Annotated in this window: 11 protein-coding genes; 7 read left to right on the plus strand and 4 right to left on the minus strand. The window is 62.2% G+C overall.

From position 1 onward, the window contains the following. Positions 1–20: 20 nt before the first annotated feature. Entirely contained in the window at positions 21–1,730 is a 1,710-nt protein-coding gene (locus A5892_RS11420) for a proline--tRNA ligase (protein WP_064122908.1), read from the minus strand. Between the two features lie 502 nt (positions 1,731–2,232). Here A5892_RS11420 and A5892_RS11425 point away from each other — a divergent pair. Beyond that, on the plus strand, positions 2,233–3,723 hold the full coding sequence (locus A5892_RS11425) for an SLC13 family permease (protein WP_082890418.1): 1,491 nt from the start codon (positions 2,233–2,235) through the stop codon (positions 3,721–3,723). Positions 3,724–3,841: 118 nt separating this feature from the next. Then, entirely contained in the window at positions 3,842–4,576 is a 735-nt protein-coding gene (gene fliA / locus A5892_RS11430; RefSeq protein ID WP_064122909.1) for an RNA polymerase sigma factor FliA, read from the plus strand. Between the two features lie 11 nt (positions 4,577–4,587). Here fliA and A5892_RS11435 read toward each other — a convergent pair whose 3' ends face one another. Next, positions 4,588–5,199, minus strand: coding sequence for a TetR family transcriptional regulator (locus A5892_RS11435; protein ID WP_064122910.1), 612 nt, complete (start codon positions 5,197–5,199; stop codon positions 4,588–4,590). A 200-nt stretch (positions 5,200–5,399) separates the two neighbouring features. Here A5892_RS11435 and A5892_RS11440 point away from each other — a divergent pair, with 200 nt between their 5' ends. The 4 genes from A5892_RS11440 (at position 5,400) to A5892_RS11455 (ending at position 12,523) form a co-directional block, all read left to right on the plus strand. Beyond that, positions 5,400–6,605 carry an efflux RND transporter periplasmic adaptor subunit gene (locus tag A5892_RS11440; RefSeq protein WP_064122911.1) on the plus strand — a complete coding sequence of 402 codons (1,206 nt, stop codon included), beginning with the start codon at positions 5,400–5,402 and terminating at the stop codon, positions 6,603–6,605. A gap of 11 nt (positions 6,606–6,616) precedes the next feature. After that, complete coding sequence (locus A5892_RS11445; protein WP_064122912.1) at positions 6,617–9,823, plus strand: efflux RND transporter permease subunit; 3,207 nt, start codon at positions 6,617–6,619, stop codon at positions 9,821–9,823. A gap of 238 nt (positions 9,824–10,061) precedes the next feature. Next, the gene (locus A5892_RS11450) at positions 10,062–11,294 is read left to right on the plus strand and encodes a pyridoxal-phosphate-dependent aminotransferase family protein (RefSeq protein ID WP_064122913.1); all 1,233 of its coding nucleotides are present in this window, start codon (positions 10,062–10,064) and stop codon (positions 11,292–11,294) included. After that, positions 11,291–12,523: an allantoate amidohydrolase gene (locus A5892_RS11455; RefSeq protein WP_064122914.1), complete on the plus strand. Its 1,233-nt coding sequence runs from the start codon at positions 11,291–11,293 to the stop codon at positions 12,521–12,523. The genes A5892_RS11450 and A5892_RS11455 overlap by 4 nt, the downstream gene beginning before the upstream one ends. A gap of 38 nt (positions 12,524–12,561) precedes the next feature. Here A5892_RS11455 and uraD read toward each other — a convergent pair whose 3' ends face one another. Further along, on the minus strand, positions 12,562–13,083 hold the full coding sequence (uraD, locus tag A5892_RS11460) for a 2-oxo-4-hydroxy-4-carboxy-5-ureidoimidazoline decarboxylase (protein ID WP_064124461.1): 522 nt from the start codon (positions 13,081–13,083) through the stop codon (positions 12,562–12,564). 162 nt (positions 13,084–13,245) lie between these two features. Here uraD and uraH point away from each other — a divergent pair, with 162 nt between their 5' ends. Beyond that, entirely contained in the window at positions 13,246–13,575 is a 330-nt protein-coding gene (gene uraH, locus A5892_RS11465; protein WP_064122915.1) for a hydroxyisourate hydrolase, read from the plus strand. Between the two features lie 237 nt (positions 13,576–13,812). Here the strand turns inward: uraH and A5892_RS19865 are convergent, their stop codons facing one another. After that, positions 13,813–14,862 (minus strand): alpha/beta hydrolase family protein, encoded by a 1,050-nt coding sequence (locus tag A5892_RS19865; RefSeq protein WP_082890420.1) that lies wholly within the window; start codon positions 14,860–14,862, stop codon positions 13,813–13,815. Positions 14,863–15,395 lie beyond the last annotated feature (533 nt).

Raw genomic sequence — 15,395 nt, forward strand, 5'->3', positions numbered from 1 at the left:
GCGGGCGGCTCGCGAAGGGCTCAGCGATTCAGGCGTTCGCGCAGGAAGTCGATGATTCCCGCCTGCGCCACCATGGTGGCGTCGGTATCGCGACGGCCCTTGTATTCGAGCTCGCCATTGTCGAGGCCGCGATCGCCGATCACCACCCGATGGGGGATGCCGATCAGTTCGAGGTCGGCGAACTTGTTGCCCGGGCGCAGGTCTCGGTCATCGAGCAGCACGTCGAAGCCGGCGGCGACGAGATCGGTGTAGAGCGCCTCGCTGGCCTGGCGTACGCGTTCGGATTTGTGCGCGTTCATCGGCACCAGTACCACCTCGAACGGCGCCAGCGCATCGGTCCAGATGATTCCCGCTTCGTCGTGGTTCTGCTCGATCGCCGCGGCTACCACCCGGGTGACGCCAATGCCGTAGCAACCCATCGTCAGTGTCCGCGCCTTGCCTTGCTCGTCGAGCACCGTGGCGTTCATCGCCTTGGAGTACTTGTCGCCGAGCTGGAACACGTGGCCGACCTCGATACCGCGTACGATCTTGAGCGTGCCCTGTCCATCCGGGGCGCGGTCGCCCTCGACGACGTTGCGCAGGTCGGCGATCCGCGGCAGCGGCAGGTCGCGCTCCCAGTTGATCCCGAAGTAGTGCTTGCCATCGCGGTTGGCGCCGGCGCCGAAGTCGGTCATCAAAGCGACCTCTCGGTCGATCACGATCGGTAGTTCAAGCCCCACCGGCCCGAGGGAGCCGAAGCCGGCGCCGACCGCGGCGCGTACTTCCTCGTCGCTGGCCATGGTCAAGGGCGTGGCGACTTCGGGCTGGTGCTCGGCCTTGACCTCGTTGAGCTCATGGTCGCCACGGACCAGCAGTGCCACCAGGCCGTCTTCGCTGCCCTTGACGATCAGTGTCTTGACCGTCTTCTCGATCGCAAGGCCATGCTTCTCGACCAGTGCAGCGATGGTCTTGGCGTCCGGCGTGTCGACCAGACGCAGCTCCTCGCTCGGTGCCGGGCGCTCACTCTGCTCGAAGTAGGCTTCGGCCTTCTCCATGTTGGCGGCGTAGCTGGAGCCGGTCGAAAACACCACGGCATCCTCCCCGGACTGGGCGAGGACGTGGAACTCGTGGGAGCCTTCGCCACCGATCGAACCGTTGTCGGCGATCACCGCGCGAAAATCGAGGCCGAGCCGGGTGAATATCCGGGTATAGGCGTCGTACATCGCCTGATAGGTGACTTCTAGGGACGCCTGGTCGCTATGGAACGAGTAGGCGTCCTTCATGATGAACTCGCGCGAGCGCATCACCCCGAAGCGTGGGCGTATCTCGTCACGGAATTTGGTCTGGATCTGGTAGAAGTTGACCGGCAGCTGCTTGTAGGAGTTGATCTCGCGACGCACCAGGTCGGTGATCACCTCTTCGTGGGTCGGGCCGACGCAGAAATCGCGCTGATGGCGGTCCTTGAGCCTGAGCAGCTCCGGACCGTACTGGGTCCAGCGGCCCGACTCCTGCCATAGCTCGCCCGGCTGTACCGCCGGCATCAGTAGCTCTTGGGCGCCGGCGCGATCCATCTCCTCGCGCACGATACGCTCGACCTTGCGCAGCGTGCGCAAGCCGATCGGAAGCCAAGTATAGAGGCCGGAGGCGAGGCGACGGATCATCCCTGCGCGCAGCATCAGCTGGTGGCTGACCACCTCGGCGTCGGCGGGTGTTTCCTTCAGAGTCGAGATCAAGAGTTGGCTGGCACGCATCTACCCGGTATTCCCTCGGCGTGAGCCCCGGCGCATTCGGCGGCGGAGCTGTGATTTGGCGTATTGGCCGGCCATTGTACGGCCAAGCCGCGCGCGGCGGCAAAGTCGCTGGCAAGTGGCGTGCGCCGGAGGTTGGCATCGACCCCGCGCGGGTGGGAGAGCCGATGCGCCGCTGGGCTGGGACCAATGAGCCGGCTTTCCAGTCGTGCCCGGCATCGATGCCGAGCCGGCTCTGTGAGGACCTCGGCATCAGGCTTGCTCGAGCGCATTGGTTTAAATCCGACTTAAGCTTTTGGCGCGTGTCTCCCGCTGAAAGCGGGGCAGGCCGGAGGGTGGACTCGGATTTACGATGTCGTGGCTGAAAACGGTTCCTTAGCTGAGCTTGTGACTGCGCCGAAAGTGGTAGATGGATCGCTGGCAGCGGCTCGTTCGCCTCAGGTATAAACCGCCCCTTTCGTCCGAGCGTCTGGCCTGGACATTGAGAAGCGGAGCCATCATTGAGATGAATACCTCGACGACCCGTGGCGCGGAGCATGCCAGTGGGGAAGCGGCGACGCCGCCTGGCGCCTATACCCGCACCCGCCTGCTCGGCCTCCTGGGAGGACCGCTGCTCGCACTGCTGGTCTATTGGCTGCTGCCCGAAGAGCAGCTTGGCCATGCCGGCCGCGGGGTGCTCGCCTGTACCGCGCTGATCGCGGTCTACTGGGTCACCGAGGCGCTGCCGATGGCCGCCACCGCGTTGATCCCGCTGTTTCTGATGCCGCTGCTGCAGGCCGCGCCGATCGACGTGGTCGCGCCTGCCTATGGCAACCCGGTGGTGTTCATGTACATGGGCGGCTTCGTGCTGGCACTGGCGATCCAGAAATGGAACCTGCATCGGCGCATAGCGCTGTCGATCATCGATGCCATCGGCACCGCCAGCCACCGTATCGTGTTCGGGGTGATGCTCTCGACTGCGCTTTTGACCATGTTCATCTCCAATGCGGCGACCGCGCTGATGATGCTGCCGGTGGCGTTAGCGCTGATCAGGGAGATGCGTGACAAGGAGATCCTTGTCGGGCGCGACTTGAGCTGCTTCGCCAAGAGCTTGCTGCTCGCGGTGGCCTACACGGCGACGATCGGAGGCCTCGCCACGCTGGTCGCCGCGGTGCCCAACGCAGTGCTCTCCGCGCTTGCCCGCGACCAGCTCGGGCGCGAGGTGACCTTCGCCCAGTGGCTTGCCTTCGCCGGACCGGTCGCATTGATCATGCTGGTGTTCCTCTACTTCTATCTCACTCGGCTCAAGTTCCGGGTCGCTCACCAGGCCGCCGGCAGCGTCGAGTTCATCAAGCGGGAGCGCCGTGGCCTCGGACCGATGGGCCGGGAGGAGAAGATCGTCGCCGTGGTGTTCGTCGCCACCGCCTTCCTCTGGGTGTTCAAGTCATTCATCGGTCTGGGTTTTCTCCATGACGCGGCGGTATCGATGGCCGCGACGGTGGCGCTTTTCGCACTGCCGAGCCGCAGGCCGGGCGAGCGTATCCTCGAATGGGAAGACATGCGTGGGCTGCCGTGGGGCGTGCTTATCCTGTTCGGCGGAGGCCTGGCGCTGGCGGCGAGCTTCGGCCAGGCGGGGGTCAATGACTGGATCGGCGAGTCGCTGGCGATGCTCGAGAACTACACCGCCTTCATCGTGATCGCGCTTTTGACCGTGATCGTGCTGGCGATGACCGAGATCCTCTCCAACACAGCGGTGGCCAACCTGGTGCTGCCCCTGTGCGTTGGGCTGGGCGCTGCGATCGGCATGGATCCCTTGCCGTTGATGGCCGCGGTGGCGCTGGCCGCGGGGTCCTGCTACATGCTGCCGGTGGCGACCCCGCCGAACACTGCGGTGTTCAGTTCGGGTGAGCTGGACATCAAGGATATGGCGGGCGCCGGGGTGTGGCTCAACCTGCTGTCGGTGATCGTGATCACCCTGGCGGTCTACTACTGGCTGCCGATGACGCTCGGTAGCTGATCGCGAGTCTCGGTGCTTGAGTCGATGAAACGACGCAAAAGCACCGATTCATGACCCTTGGTCGGGTCATCGACGATTCGACAATCCCAATGACATCCACCGGTCATTGGGAGTCTTCATGTCCAGCGTCTCGTCTTCATCCTCCGTACTCGCATCCTCTCATGGACGTATCGCGCACCATCAGCGACTGCTGCAGATGGTGCGTTGCGCCGCACGCAGATTGCAGGTCCAGGCGCGCTTGCCGCTCAGTGTCGAGCTAGACGATCTCATCCAAGCCGGGATGCTCGGACTGCTCGAAGCGGAGCGGCGCTACGACGACAGCCTGGGTGCGTGCTTTGAGACCTATGCCAGCCGCCGCATCCAGGGCGCGATGCTCGATGAGCTGCGCTCCCGGGACTGGCTGCCGCGCAGCGTGCGGCGCCAGGCGCGGGAGGCGGAGCGAGTCAGCCTGAGCCTGGAGCAGCGCTACGGCGGCGCGGTGCGTGAGCGCGAAATCGCTGAGGTGATGGAGATTCCGCTGGCCGCCTACCAGCGCCACCTGAACGATGCCCAGTGCGGTCAATTGCTGGCTTACCAGGAGGAGGGCGGTGGCGAGATCGAGCCGCCGGCAGGGGCGACGGCTGGACCGGACGAGCGGCTATTGGAGGAGGAGCGCAAACGTCTGCTGCGCGAAGCGCTGGTCGCACTCGAAGATCCCCGCGAGCGCGAAGCGCTGTCGCTTCATCATCTACACGGGATGAGCCTGCGCCAGATAGGCGAGCGCTTGGGCGTCAGCGAGTCGAGGGTATGCCAGCTCCATCGGCGAGCAATGGTCAAGCTGCGCAATTGGCTCGCCGTTCATCATCCGGGCTGATGCGCAGGGAGTCAGACCGTGAGCCGAGAGAACAAGAGATCGATGACACGCGCTCCCTCATCGCTGAGCGAATAGCTGTCGGGTGCACGCAGCCAGTCGTAGACCGCCCCCATCATCGCCAGGTGCACCAAGCGTGCCGCCGTGTCCGGCGGCACGCCTTCGGCCAGCAGGCCTTCGCGGTCGGCACGCTCGAACTGACGCTGGATCAGCATCAGGGTGTCGCGGGCGCTGTCCTTCTCACGGCAGGTGGATGAGAGTTCGTCGAAGAATTCGCAGCGATAGACGATGATGGTATATATGCGTCGATAGCGGGGCTCTTCGCAGCGGCTCATCGCCAGCTTGAGCACCGCCTTCAGCCCTTCGATCGGATGGTCGCGAAGGCCTTCGTCGGTGAGGTCGTCGAGCATCTGCTGCAGTGGGAGCTTGGCCCGGTCGATCAGCGCTTCGAGCAGTGATACTTTGTTCTCGAAATGCCAGTACACTGCACCGCGAGTCATTCCCGCACGGCGAGCGATCTGTTCGAGCGACGTTGTCGAGACCCCTTTCTCGAAGAATATCTCCTCGGCTGCGTCGAGCAGTATCGATCGAGTGGCTTCGGCCTCTGCCTTGGTGCGTCTTGCCATCGTCCTTCCATCGTCTGGGCATGTACTGCGTTCATGATAGCGCACTTGGTTTACATACATACATGATTGCATCTAAAATCTCGTGCACAAGTTCTCACCACTGTAGACGTCCACTTAGTGCTACCTTGGTCTGGCATCGCCGCTTCCGTGATGCTGCGAACTCTTCCGTTGGGCACACTCCATCAAGAAGCGAAGGGATCATGCTCCAGATAATCAAAGCCAAGCGCACGGCGTGGGGATTGGCCGGGTTCATCGCGCTCGCCACCGCAGGCTGCGGTAACGACGGCAATCAGCAACAGCAGCAGGGTCAGCAGGAGGCCCCCGCCCATCCGGCGCAGGTCTACCAGATCTCCTCGCGAAACATCGAACTCGACAAGTCCTATCCCGCGATGATCCGCAGCGACACCGCGGCGAGCGTGCTGGCGCGGGTTCAGGGCGTGCTCGAGGAGCAGCACTTCCAGCCGGGCCAGCTGGTGGAGAAGGGAGATCCGCTGTTCACCATCGAACGCGCCACCTACGCCGCCGCGGTGGCCCAGCAGCGTGCCAACCTCGCCAGTGCGCAGGCTGACCTCAGCAATGCCCAGCGCGACAACCAGCGCTATCAGCAGCTGTTCCAGCGCGGCGCGATCAGTGCTCAGCAGCGTGACACCGCGTCCAACACCTTCGAGACCTCTCGCGCCGCGGTCGAACAGGCGCGCGCCGCGCTCGAAAGTGCCCAGATCGATCTCGACTACACCACCGTCCGCGCGCCGGTCAGCGGGCTGGTCAGTCTCAACGAAGTCAACGTCGGTAACCTGGTCAGTTCGGGCACCGAACTCGCCACGGTGACGCCGCTCGATCCGCTCGAGGTTCGCTTCCAGCTGCCCCAGTCGGATGCGATGCAGCTGCGCCAGCAACAGAGCCGCAGCGGCACGCCGCCGGTTCGGGCGAACCTCGAGGTGCCCAGCGCCGTCGGCCAGTCCGCCCAGCTCGATGGAACCCTCGACTTCATCGGTGCACGGGTCGACGAGGGTACCAGCAGCGTCCAGGCGCGCGCACGCTTCTCGAACCCGGATGGCATCTTCCTGCCCGGACAGTTCGTTCGCGTCCGGCTCCAGGATCTGATGCGCTTCGACGTCTTCGCGGTACCCGAGATCGCGGTCACCCAGGGCTTGATGGGACCGCAGCTGTACGTTCTCGACGACAACAACTCGATCACCTCGCGCTCCGTGGTGCCGGGCGAGGTTGCCGGTCATTGGCAGATCATCAGCGAAGGCCTGCAGCGCGGTGACCGTGTCGTCGTCAGCGATCCTGGTGGCCTCAACGTCGGTGATCGAATCGATCCGCAGCCATTCGATGGCAACCCTGACCAGCGCTCGGCCCAGCAGGGCGCGGACGAGTCCTCCGACGACGCAGACAGCGAGTAACGGGACCGCGGATGAATATTTCCAACTTCTTCATCAATAGGCCGGTCTTCGCCTCCGTCATCTCGATCATCATTACGCTGGTCGGGTTGATGGCGATGCGGATCCTGCCGATCGCCCAGTACCCGGAGGTGGTGCCGCCCGAGGTTTCGGTGCAGGCCACGTTCCCAGGGGCGAATGCCGAGACCGTCGCCGAGACGGTGGCCGCGCCGATCGCCCAGGAGATCAACGGCGTCGAGAACATGCTCTACATGACCTCGACCAGCTCCGACAACGGCGTGATGCAAATGCGGATCAGCTTCGCCATCGGTTCGGATGGCGACGTCAATACCATCAACGTCAACAACCGCGTGCAGCGCGCGCTCTCTCAGCTGCCCGAATCGGTGCAGTCCCAGGGGGTGCAGGTCGAGCTGAGCTCGAGCGACATCCTGATGCTGGTGTCGCTGACCTCGGATCAGTACAACAACATCTTCATGCAGAACTACGCCACGCTGAACATCCTCGACGAGCTGCGCCAGATCGAAGGCGTCGGTGAAGCCGAGGTGCTCGGCGGTGGCGAGTTCGCCATGCGGGTGTGGATGGATCCGGACAAGCTGGCCCAGTACGACTTCACCCCAAGTGAGGTGTCGGCGGCCATCCAGGCGCAGAACACCGAGATTCCAGCGGGCAGTCTCGCCGCCGCGCCGCAGTCGAACCCGCGCGCCTATACCTACACCATCTCGGCGGGCGGTCGACTCACCTCGGCCGAAGAGTTCCGCAACATCCTGCTGCGCACCAACGCCGACGGCTCGTCCCTGCGTCTGCGCGATGTCGCCCGGATCGAGCTGGGCGCATCGTTCTACGGTATCGACGCGCGGCTCAACGGCGCCGCCATGGCGCCGATCATCATCAACCAGCAGCCCGGTGCCAACGCGGTGCAGACCGCGGAGCGCGTCAAGACGTTGATGGCCGATCTCGCCCAGCGATTCCCGCCGGGACTGAACTATGAGGTGCCCTACGACACCACGCTGTTCATCAATGCCTCGATCGAGTCGGTGACCCATACCTTCATCGAAGCGCTGATCCTGGTCGCGGTGATCGTGTTCGTGTTCCTGCAGAACTGGCGCACCACGGTGATCGCGATGTCGGTAGTACCGATATCGGTAGTCGGCACTTTCGCGGGGATGTACCTGCTCGACTTCTCGATCAACCTGCTCTCGCTGTTCGGGATGATCCTGGCGATCGGTATCGTTGTCGACGACGCGATACTGGTGGTCGAGAACATCGAGAGGATCATCGAAGAGGACGATGAGATATCGATCCACGATGCGACCATCGAAGCGATGCGTGAGGTGGGCGGGCCGATCATCGCGACCTCGTTCATCATGGCTTCGGTGTTCGTGCCGGTGGGGTTCCTCGGCGGCTTGACCGGGCAGATCTACCAGCAGTTCGCGATCACCATCGCGATATCGGTAGCGATTTCCGCGCTGGTCGCGCTGACCTTCACTCCGTCGATGTCGTCGATCCTGCTGCAGCGCAAGAGCGATCAGCGCGACAACGTGGTGACCCGGGTGCTCAAGGCGCCGTTCAAGATATTCGACCGGGTGTTCGAGAAGATCACCCAGGTGTATCTGTGGATGGTTCGCCTGTTCGTGCGCTTCTGGCTCGCCACCATCGCGATCATGGTCGCGCTCACCGCCTTCTCGTTCTGGCTCTACGAGCAGTCTCCGACCACGCTGATTCCGGAGACCGACCAAGGGGTGTTCATCACCGCGATCAACCTGCCCAACGGCTCCTCGGTGGCTCGCACCCAGGAATACATGGCCACGCTGAGCGATAAGATCGAAGAGATGCCGGGCGTCCGCTCGGTGGCGGCGATCGCCGGTTACGACATGCTCTCTCAGGCGGTCAACACCGCGCGCGGGGTCATGTTCATCAGTCTGAATCCTTGGGATCAGCGTGACGTCGCGGTCGAGCAGTTGATCGGGCAGGTGATGCAGGCCGGGGCGAGTACCCCTGGTGGCACCGCGATGGCGTTCAACATGCCGCCGATCCTGGGTCTCTCGACCACCGGCGGCTTCGAGGGCTTCCTCACCTCGCTGCAGGGCGCGTCCAGCGACGAGCTCAGCCAGGCGTCGATACAGGTGATGCAGGCGGCCAACCAGCGTCCTGAGCTGGCCCAGGTGTTCACTACCTTCGACGTCAGCGTGCCTTCGTACCGTGCGAGCATCGACCAGGAGAAAGCGACCGGCTACGGTGTTTCTCTCACCGATCTGAACAGCACGCTGTCGAGCACGCTGGGTAACGCGTTCGTCAACTACTTCACCTATCAGGGGCGCAACTTCCAGGTCTACCTGCAAAACGAGGATGACTTCCGCAGCACGCCCGAGGACCTCAACCGGATCTACGTGCGCAGCAGCACCACCGGTGACCGGATTCCGATCTCGGAGTTCGTCACCCTCGAGCGGCAGAACGCGCCCTCGGTGGTGACTCGCTTCAACGTCTATTCGGCGGCCAAGTTCCAGGGTAGTCCGGCTCCCGGCTACAGCTCGGGCCAGGCGGTCGAGGCGATGGAGCAGGTGGTGCAGGAGACGCTCGGCAGCGGTTGGACGATGGAGTGGAGTGGCACCACCTACCAGGAGGTCAACACCGGAGACGCCGCGTTCCTGGCCGTGATCTTCGGCCTGCTGATGGTGTTTTTGATCCTCGCCGCCCAGTACGAGAGCTGGACCACGCCGCTGGCGGTCATCACCGCGGTGCCGTTCGCCTTCTTCGGCGCGGTAGTGGCGGTCTACCTGCGGGGGCTCGATGTCAGCGTCTATGTCGAGGTAGGGTTGCTGGTGGTCGTGGGGCTGGCGGCGAAGAACGCGATCCTGATCGTCGAATTCGCCGAGCTGCAGCGAAAGGACCGGGGCTTGACCATTTCCCAGGCCGCGATCGAAGCCGCCCATCTGCGTTTTCGTCCGATCGTGATGACCTCGCTCGCGTTCATCTTCGGCGTACTGCCCCTGGCGCTGGCCAGTGGCGCGAGCGATACCAGCAGCCATCACATCGGGACCACGGTGGTGGGTGGGATGCTGTCGGTCGCCATCCTGGCGAGCATCTTCGTGCCTTCCTGCTATGCGATGATTGCCCACGCTCAGGTTTGGGTGGCGAAGAAGCGCGGCAAGGATACCAACCACCAAGTGAAAAACGGTGGGGATGGCGAGACGCCAGCTGGAGGGCAGACGCCCAGCCACTGAAGTCATATCGCTTTTCGCTCCACCCTTACGGGCCACGGCAATGCCGTGGCCTTTTTCGTGCTGGGGTCCCTTGGAGACTGGACGCCGGCGTCGTTCATGGGTGGAATGGAAATCTCCTGGATGCTTTTGAAACGAAGGTTTCCGTTATAGTATTTGCTGAAACCTGTGTATTTTTCGCGGCCGGCTTCGAATGGGTCGCGTCCATCCTCATCGACCCTTCTGCCGGAGCATTCGACCGATGCTGACTCGCCCGATAGATCCCCCTCACCGTCTGCTGATGGGGCCTGGTCCGATCAATGCCGACCCCCGCGTGCTGAGGGCGATGTCGGCCCAGCTGGTGGGTCAGTACGATCCGGTGATGACCGCCTACATGAATGAGACCATGGCGCTCTATCGCGAGGTGTTCCGCACCGGCAATGAGGCGACGCTGGTCATCGATGGCACGTCGCGCGCGGGAATCGAAGCGGCGCTGATATCGCTGATCGAGCCGGGTGACCGGGTGCTGGTGCCGGTGTTCGGGCGATTCGGCCATCTGCTGCGCGAGATCGCCGAACGTTGCCAGGCCGAGGTAGTGCTGCGCGAGGTGGAGTGGGGCGCGGTCTTCACCAGTGAGGCGATCGAGCGGGCGATCGTCGAGACCCGGCCTAAGGTGCTCGCCCTGGTCCAGGGCGATACCTCGACCACCATGTGCCAGCCACTCGACGAGATCGGCGAGATCTGCCGCCGTCATGACGTACTTTTCTACACGGACGTCACCGCATCGCTCGGGGGCAATGCCTTCGAGATGGACGCTTGGGGTGTCGATGCGGCGACCGCTGGGCTCCAGAAGTGCCTTGCTGGCCCGGCCGGCAGCTCTCCGATCTCGCTCTCCCCGCGTGCCGTCGAGCGGATCCGCTCGCGCGCCAGCGTCGAGGCCGGGCTGCGCGGCGAGGGCGAAGCAGCGGGCTGCGCTCGGCGTATCCGCTCCAACTACTTCGACCTGGCGATGATCCTCGACTACTGGAGCGAGAAGCGCCTCAATCACCATACCGAGGCGACCACCATGCTGTACGGCGCGCGCGAATGCGCTCGGCTGCTGGTCGAGGAGGGAATCCAGAGCGCGATCGAGCGCCACCGTCTGCATGGTTCGGCGATGCTGGCAGGGGTCATCGGTCTCGGGCTCGAAGTATTCGGCGATGTCGAGCACAAGATGAACAACGTCGTCGGGGTCTACATCCCGGATGGCGTGGATGGAGAGGCGCTGCGCGGGGCGCTGCTCAGTGACTATGCGATCGAGATCGGCACCTCTTTCGGCCCGCTCCACGGGCGCATCTGGCGTATCGGTACGATGGGCTACAACGCACGCAAGGATACCGTGCTGACCACGCTTGCCGCCCTCGAGCAGGTGCTTCGACAGGCCGGTGTCCCGGTCACCGGCGGCGGTGGCGTGGGCGCTGCCCAGGAAATCTACCAACAGGAGCGAAACGGATGATGCTCGACGCCCAGGCGGTACTCGCCGGCTGCGATCGTCTGGCGACCCTCTCGAGTCTCGAAGACGGTATCGAGCGGGTCTATCTCTCAAGCGAACATGCGCGGGCCAACCAGTTGGTCGGCGAGTGGGCCGAGTCAGCGGGTATGCGCACCTGGCAGGATGCGGCCGGCAATCTCTGCGCCCGTTTGGAGGGGCGCCGTCCTGGCATGCCCGCCTTGCTGCTCGCTTCTCACCTCGACACGGTGCCCCATGCCGGCCGCTACGACGGCATTCTCGGCGTGCTGGTCGCGATCGCGGTGATCGGCCGGCTCAAGCGCGACAAGCGCCAGCTGCCCTTTGCCGTGGAGCTCGCGGGCTTCGCCGACGAGGAGGGCACTCGCTTTGGCGCTACACTGCTCGGCAGCCGGGCGCTGGCGGGCAGCTGGGACCCCGATTGGTGGCAGCTGACCGACGCCAAGGGAATCAGTCTCGAGCAGGCGTTTTCAGCGTTCGGCCTCGATCCCGCACGTGTCGGCGAAGCGGCGCGGGATCCCGCATCGCTGATAGGCTACCTGGAGGTCCATATCGAGCAGGGGCCGGTGCTGGAGGCGCGTGACCGCGCGCTCGGGGTGGTCACCTCGATCGCGGGTGCCCGTCGTTTCGCCGTCACCCTGGAGGGGCAGGCCGGGCACGCGGGTACCAACCCGTTCGCGCTGCGTCACGATGCGCTGTGTGCCGCCAGCGAAGCAGTGTTGTCGATCGAGACGCTATCGCGGGCGGCCGGCTGTGTCGGTACCGTGGGCCAGCTCACTGTCTCCCCGGGGGCGGTCAATGTGATTCCCGGCCGGGTCGATTTTTCCATCGACCTGCGTGGAGAGGAGGATGCCACTCGTGACCGCGTCTGGCATGCGATCGATGAGACCCTGTCGCGGATCGGTGAGGCCCGGGGAGTGTCGGTGAGTCGCCGGGAGACCCACCGGGCATCGGCTCAGCTCTGCTCCCCGCGGCTTCAGGAGATCGTCGCCGAGGGTATTCGCGCCACCGGCGACACGGCGCCGCTGCGTCTGTTCAGCGGCGCAGGCCACGACGCCATGGCAGTCGGTGCGCTTACCGAGGTGGGAATGCTCTTCGTGCGCTGCGCAGGCGGAATCAGCCATCATCCCGACGAGGCGGTGAGCCAGCAGGATGTCGCTCGCGCCATCGACGCGCTCGAGGCCTCGGTACTGGCACTGGCGCGGCGCTGCGACTGAGCTCGCACCGATCCGCCGCGCGCGGCGGATCGGTGCGTTCATGCGACCAGCTGGCTCAGCCGAAGCCGTGCGATGCGGTCGATCTGCGCCAGCGCCTCGGTGAACTCCTGGTCGGATTCACGCGGCAGGCGGCGCTCCATTTCCGCCAGGATCCGATCGGCGTCGAGCCCGGCCACTGCAATGATGAAGGGAAAACCGTGGCGCTCCCGATAGGCGCGGTTGAGCTCGGTCATTCGCTCGATCTTGGCGCTGCTCGCCTCGCTCAGACCGGCACCGCGCTGTTCGCGCTGGGAGTCCAGGGTCAACGACTCAAGCCTGCGGCCGCCAAGCTCGGGGTGGGCCAGAACCAGCGCCCGCTTGGCCTCGACCGAGGCGACGGCGACCTGGTGGCGAAACCTCTCCACCAGGGTCTCGAAGTCACCAAAGGGGCGCTCGCGGTGGGCGAGCTCGGCGACCCACGACGAATGCTCGTAGACGCCGCCCAGGCGGGCGACGAACTCGTCTCGCTCCAGTCGCTCCAGTTCGGCCAGCGGCCAGGGGGCGGGCGAAGTCTGATGCATGGCGATTCTCTCGTAAAAGCGCCGCGAAAGCGGCGGTGTGATGATGCAATCGGCGATCGACAATCGCGATCACCGCTCGATTCGACCGGTTCGCGCTCCCTTCCAGAGCCCGTTACAACGGTGCATGACAGCACCCGATGAATGCCAGGAGGCAGTAACCGCATGACCCGACTTTCGACCCATGTCCTCGACCAGCGCAACGGCAAGCCGGCCGCGGGTGTCCTGGTGACGCTCACGCGAGTGGGAGACCCTGAGCCCATCGCACGGCTGCGCACCAACGCTGACGGCCGCCTCGACGCACCGCTGTTGGAAGAGGGTGAAGGCGGCACCTACCAGCTGGAGTTCGAGGTCAAGGACTACTTCGAGGCCAGCGGTGTCTCTTCACCGTTTCTCGACCGGGTGCCGGTACAGGTCACGCTCGCCGCGACCGAGTCCTACCACGTACCGCTTTTGATCACTCCTTGGTCGTACAGCGTCTATCGCGGCAGCTGAGACTAATCTTTATTAGAAGAGAATGATGCATAATTTATATATAATGATCAACATGTTATGTTGAATCAGCTTGCCTGCCGATGATAGAGGCTGTTGCTCTGATTCCGCCACTGTGTCCAGATTGGTCCATCCATCTGGACGCAGCCCCGTGAGCGTTATCAGATGCAACATGAGCATATCGCTGTTCTACGCGATCGACCTCATTGCTGCTCACATAGTAAGGCAAGGATTATTCGCTTAGTTTTCTACTATTCTCCGTATCTCTTCGGCAGCATATTCGGTGAGCATTTCATGTCCGCCGTCAAATATGTTTAGTGATAGATGCTTGTAATCCCTCTCATAAAAAACACCTCTATCGCCGAGAAATTTATCGAAGGATGGAGACGCAGCTCTTGTTAAGAGATCTGCTGTCTGCTCTGCGCTCACTAAATGCTCCCAATCTCCGCCTTCATGCTTTACCATCTTATTATAAAATAAAATCGAGTGTGATATGGGTACAGCGCCTTGGTAGCCGTCGTTTAGTCCAGCATAAATTATCAGCGAAGGGTATCTTTTGTTTTCAAGCTCCCAGCGTAGAGGAGATCTTGCCTTCACCTCTTCTTGATTCAACGTCTCAACTGACCTGGTACAATTGAATATATCATCGGCATATTTTCGATTATTTGCTTTAGACTGCCAGTACCATGCTCCTAGGTCGCTGATAGGAACCCAGGCTATATAGGCTTTTGCTGGTATTTTTTCTTTAAGATATGCTCCCAAGGTTGCATATCCTCCACCAGACGCACCTATGACAATAATATTATCCATGTCTACATTCATATTGTTTAAACTATACGATATGGCATCGTTTATATCATCGATGACATCGTCACTTAGACAGGCATTAGAATTGTTGTTTGGCCCTTGCATATGTGGATGAATATAGTTCCAATTGTTTTCAGCCGAAAGGATGGAAAGCGGATCGTTTTGATCATATCCGCCTGACCATGTATGTAGACTTACAATCAGTGGTCGAGAGGAAGCGTCAGCAGATTTAAATATATAGGCTGGCTGATTTCGTTCGGGTGTGATGATGCTTTCAAATCTGTCATCCCAGTTTCTTTTTCTAGTGTCATCCCAAAGATTATCTATTGAAGATAATTTAGTGAATACTTTTGGGCCAATAGTTGCACCCATGGCTCCAACAGCCATTAAAATTATTGAGGAGGATGCTATTAAAATCGATTTCTTGAATTTCATAGGAGCCTGAGGAGGGAAAATTAACCAAGTGATATCATTTGGTATCATTTTGACACAATTCTTGGGGCCTTGTACATGACTTTTTAATAAACTCTTAAGTCAAGGCGCTAGGTCAGCACCGGGTGCAGAAACAGGCTCAGACTGATGCCGTCGACGTCCTCAGTCGCTGGTTAGACCAGTTGTTGGCTGATTCATCTATACCCACTCTTCGGTTCGGTCATCGTGGTGACAACTACAGAGGCCTATCCTCGATGAAATGCGCTGCCACCTAGAATGGCACCTAAGGCTATACGTGGCCCGGTATGCCTACCTTCCATTCAATCGTGCTCGAAGCTGAGCTTGCGTCTGGAGAATGCTGGTTGGGGAAAGGGGCATGGTCAAATGTTGGTAAGCTCAAGTCGAGGCGCTCATTCAGCCGCCGCTTCGCGACGGTTCGCCGCGTGCGGCGGGCTGTGACCAGCCGCGCGCGGCGGGGATCGAGAGGCTGGCCAGGATCGCGGTGAGGCCGACGGTGACGATCGACGATGAGAATATCTCGCGCAGCGCTTCGCAGTCCCGCCAGTGCCTGGGGATCCACCCCG

The organism is Halotalea alkalilenta (assembly GCF_001648175.1).
Lineage (GTDB): Bacteria > Pseudomonadota > Gammaproteobacteria > Pseudomonadales > Halomonadaceae > Halotalea > Halotalea alkalilenta_A.

Excerpts from the sequence above, each read along its gene's own strand:
- uraD (WP_064124461.1), bottom strand. The coding sequence starts at position 13,083 with ATGCATCAGACTTCGCCCGCCCCCTGGCCGCTGGCCGAACTGGAGCGA.
- A5892_RS11435 (WP_064122910.1), bottom strand. The coding sequence starts at position 5,199 with ATGGCAAGACGCACCAAGGCAGAGGCCGAAGCCACTCGATCGATACTG.
- fliA (WP_064122909.1), top strand. The coding sequence starts at position 3,842 with ATGTCCAGCGTCTCGTCTTCATCCTCCGTACTCGCATCCTCTCATGGA.
- A5892_RS11440 (WP_064122911.1), top strand. The coding sequence starts at position 5,400 with ATGCTCCAGATAATCAAAGCCAAGCGCACGGCGTGGGGATTGGCCGGG.
- A5892_RS11425 (WP_082890418.1), top strand. The coding sequence starts at position 2,233 with ATGAATACCTCGACGACCCGTGGCGCGGAGCATGCCAGTGGGGAAGCG.
- A5892_RS11420 (WP_064122908.1), bottom strand. The coding sequence starts at position 1,730 with ATGCGTGCCAGCCAACTCTTGATCTCGACTCTGAAGGAAACACCCGCC.
- uraH (WP_064122915.1), top strand. The coding sequence starts at position 13,246 with ATGACCCGACTTTCGACCCATGTCCTCGACCAGCGCAACGGCAAGCCG.
- A5892_RS11450 (WP_064122913.1), top strand. The coding sequence starts at position 10,062 with ATGCTGACTCGCCCGATAGATCCCCCTCACCGTCTGCTGATGGGGCCT.
- A5892_RS11455 (WP_064122914.1), top strand. The coding sequence starts at position 11,291 with ATGATGCTCGACGCCCAGGCGGTACTCGCCGGCTGCGATCGTCTGGCG.
- A5892_RS19865 (WP_082890420.1), bottom strand. The coding sequence starts at position 14,862 with ATGATACCAAATGATATCACTTGGTTAATTTTCCCTCCTCAGGCTCCT.
- A5892_RS11445 (WP_064122912.1), top strand. The coding sequence starts at position 6,617 with ATGAATATTTCCAACTTCTTCATCAATAGGCCGGTCTTCGCCTCCGTC.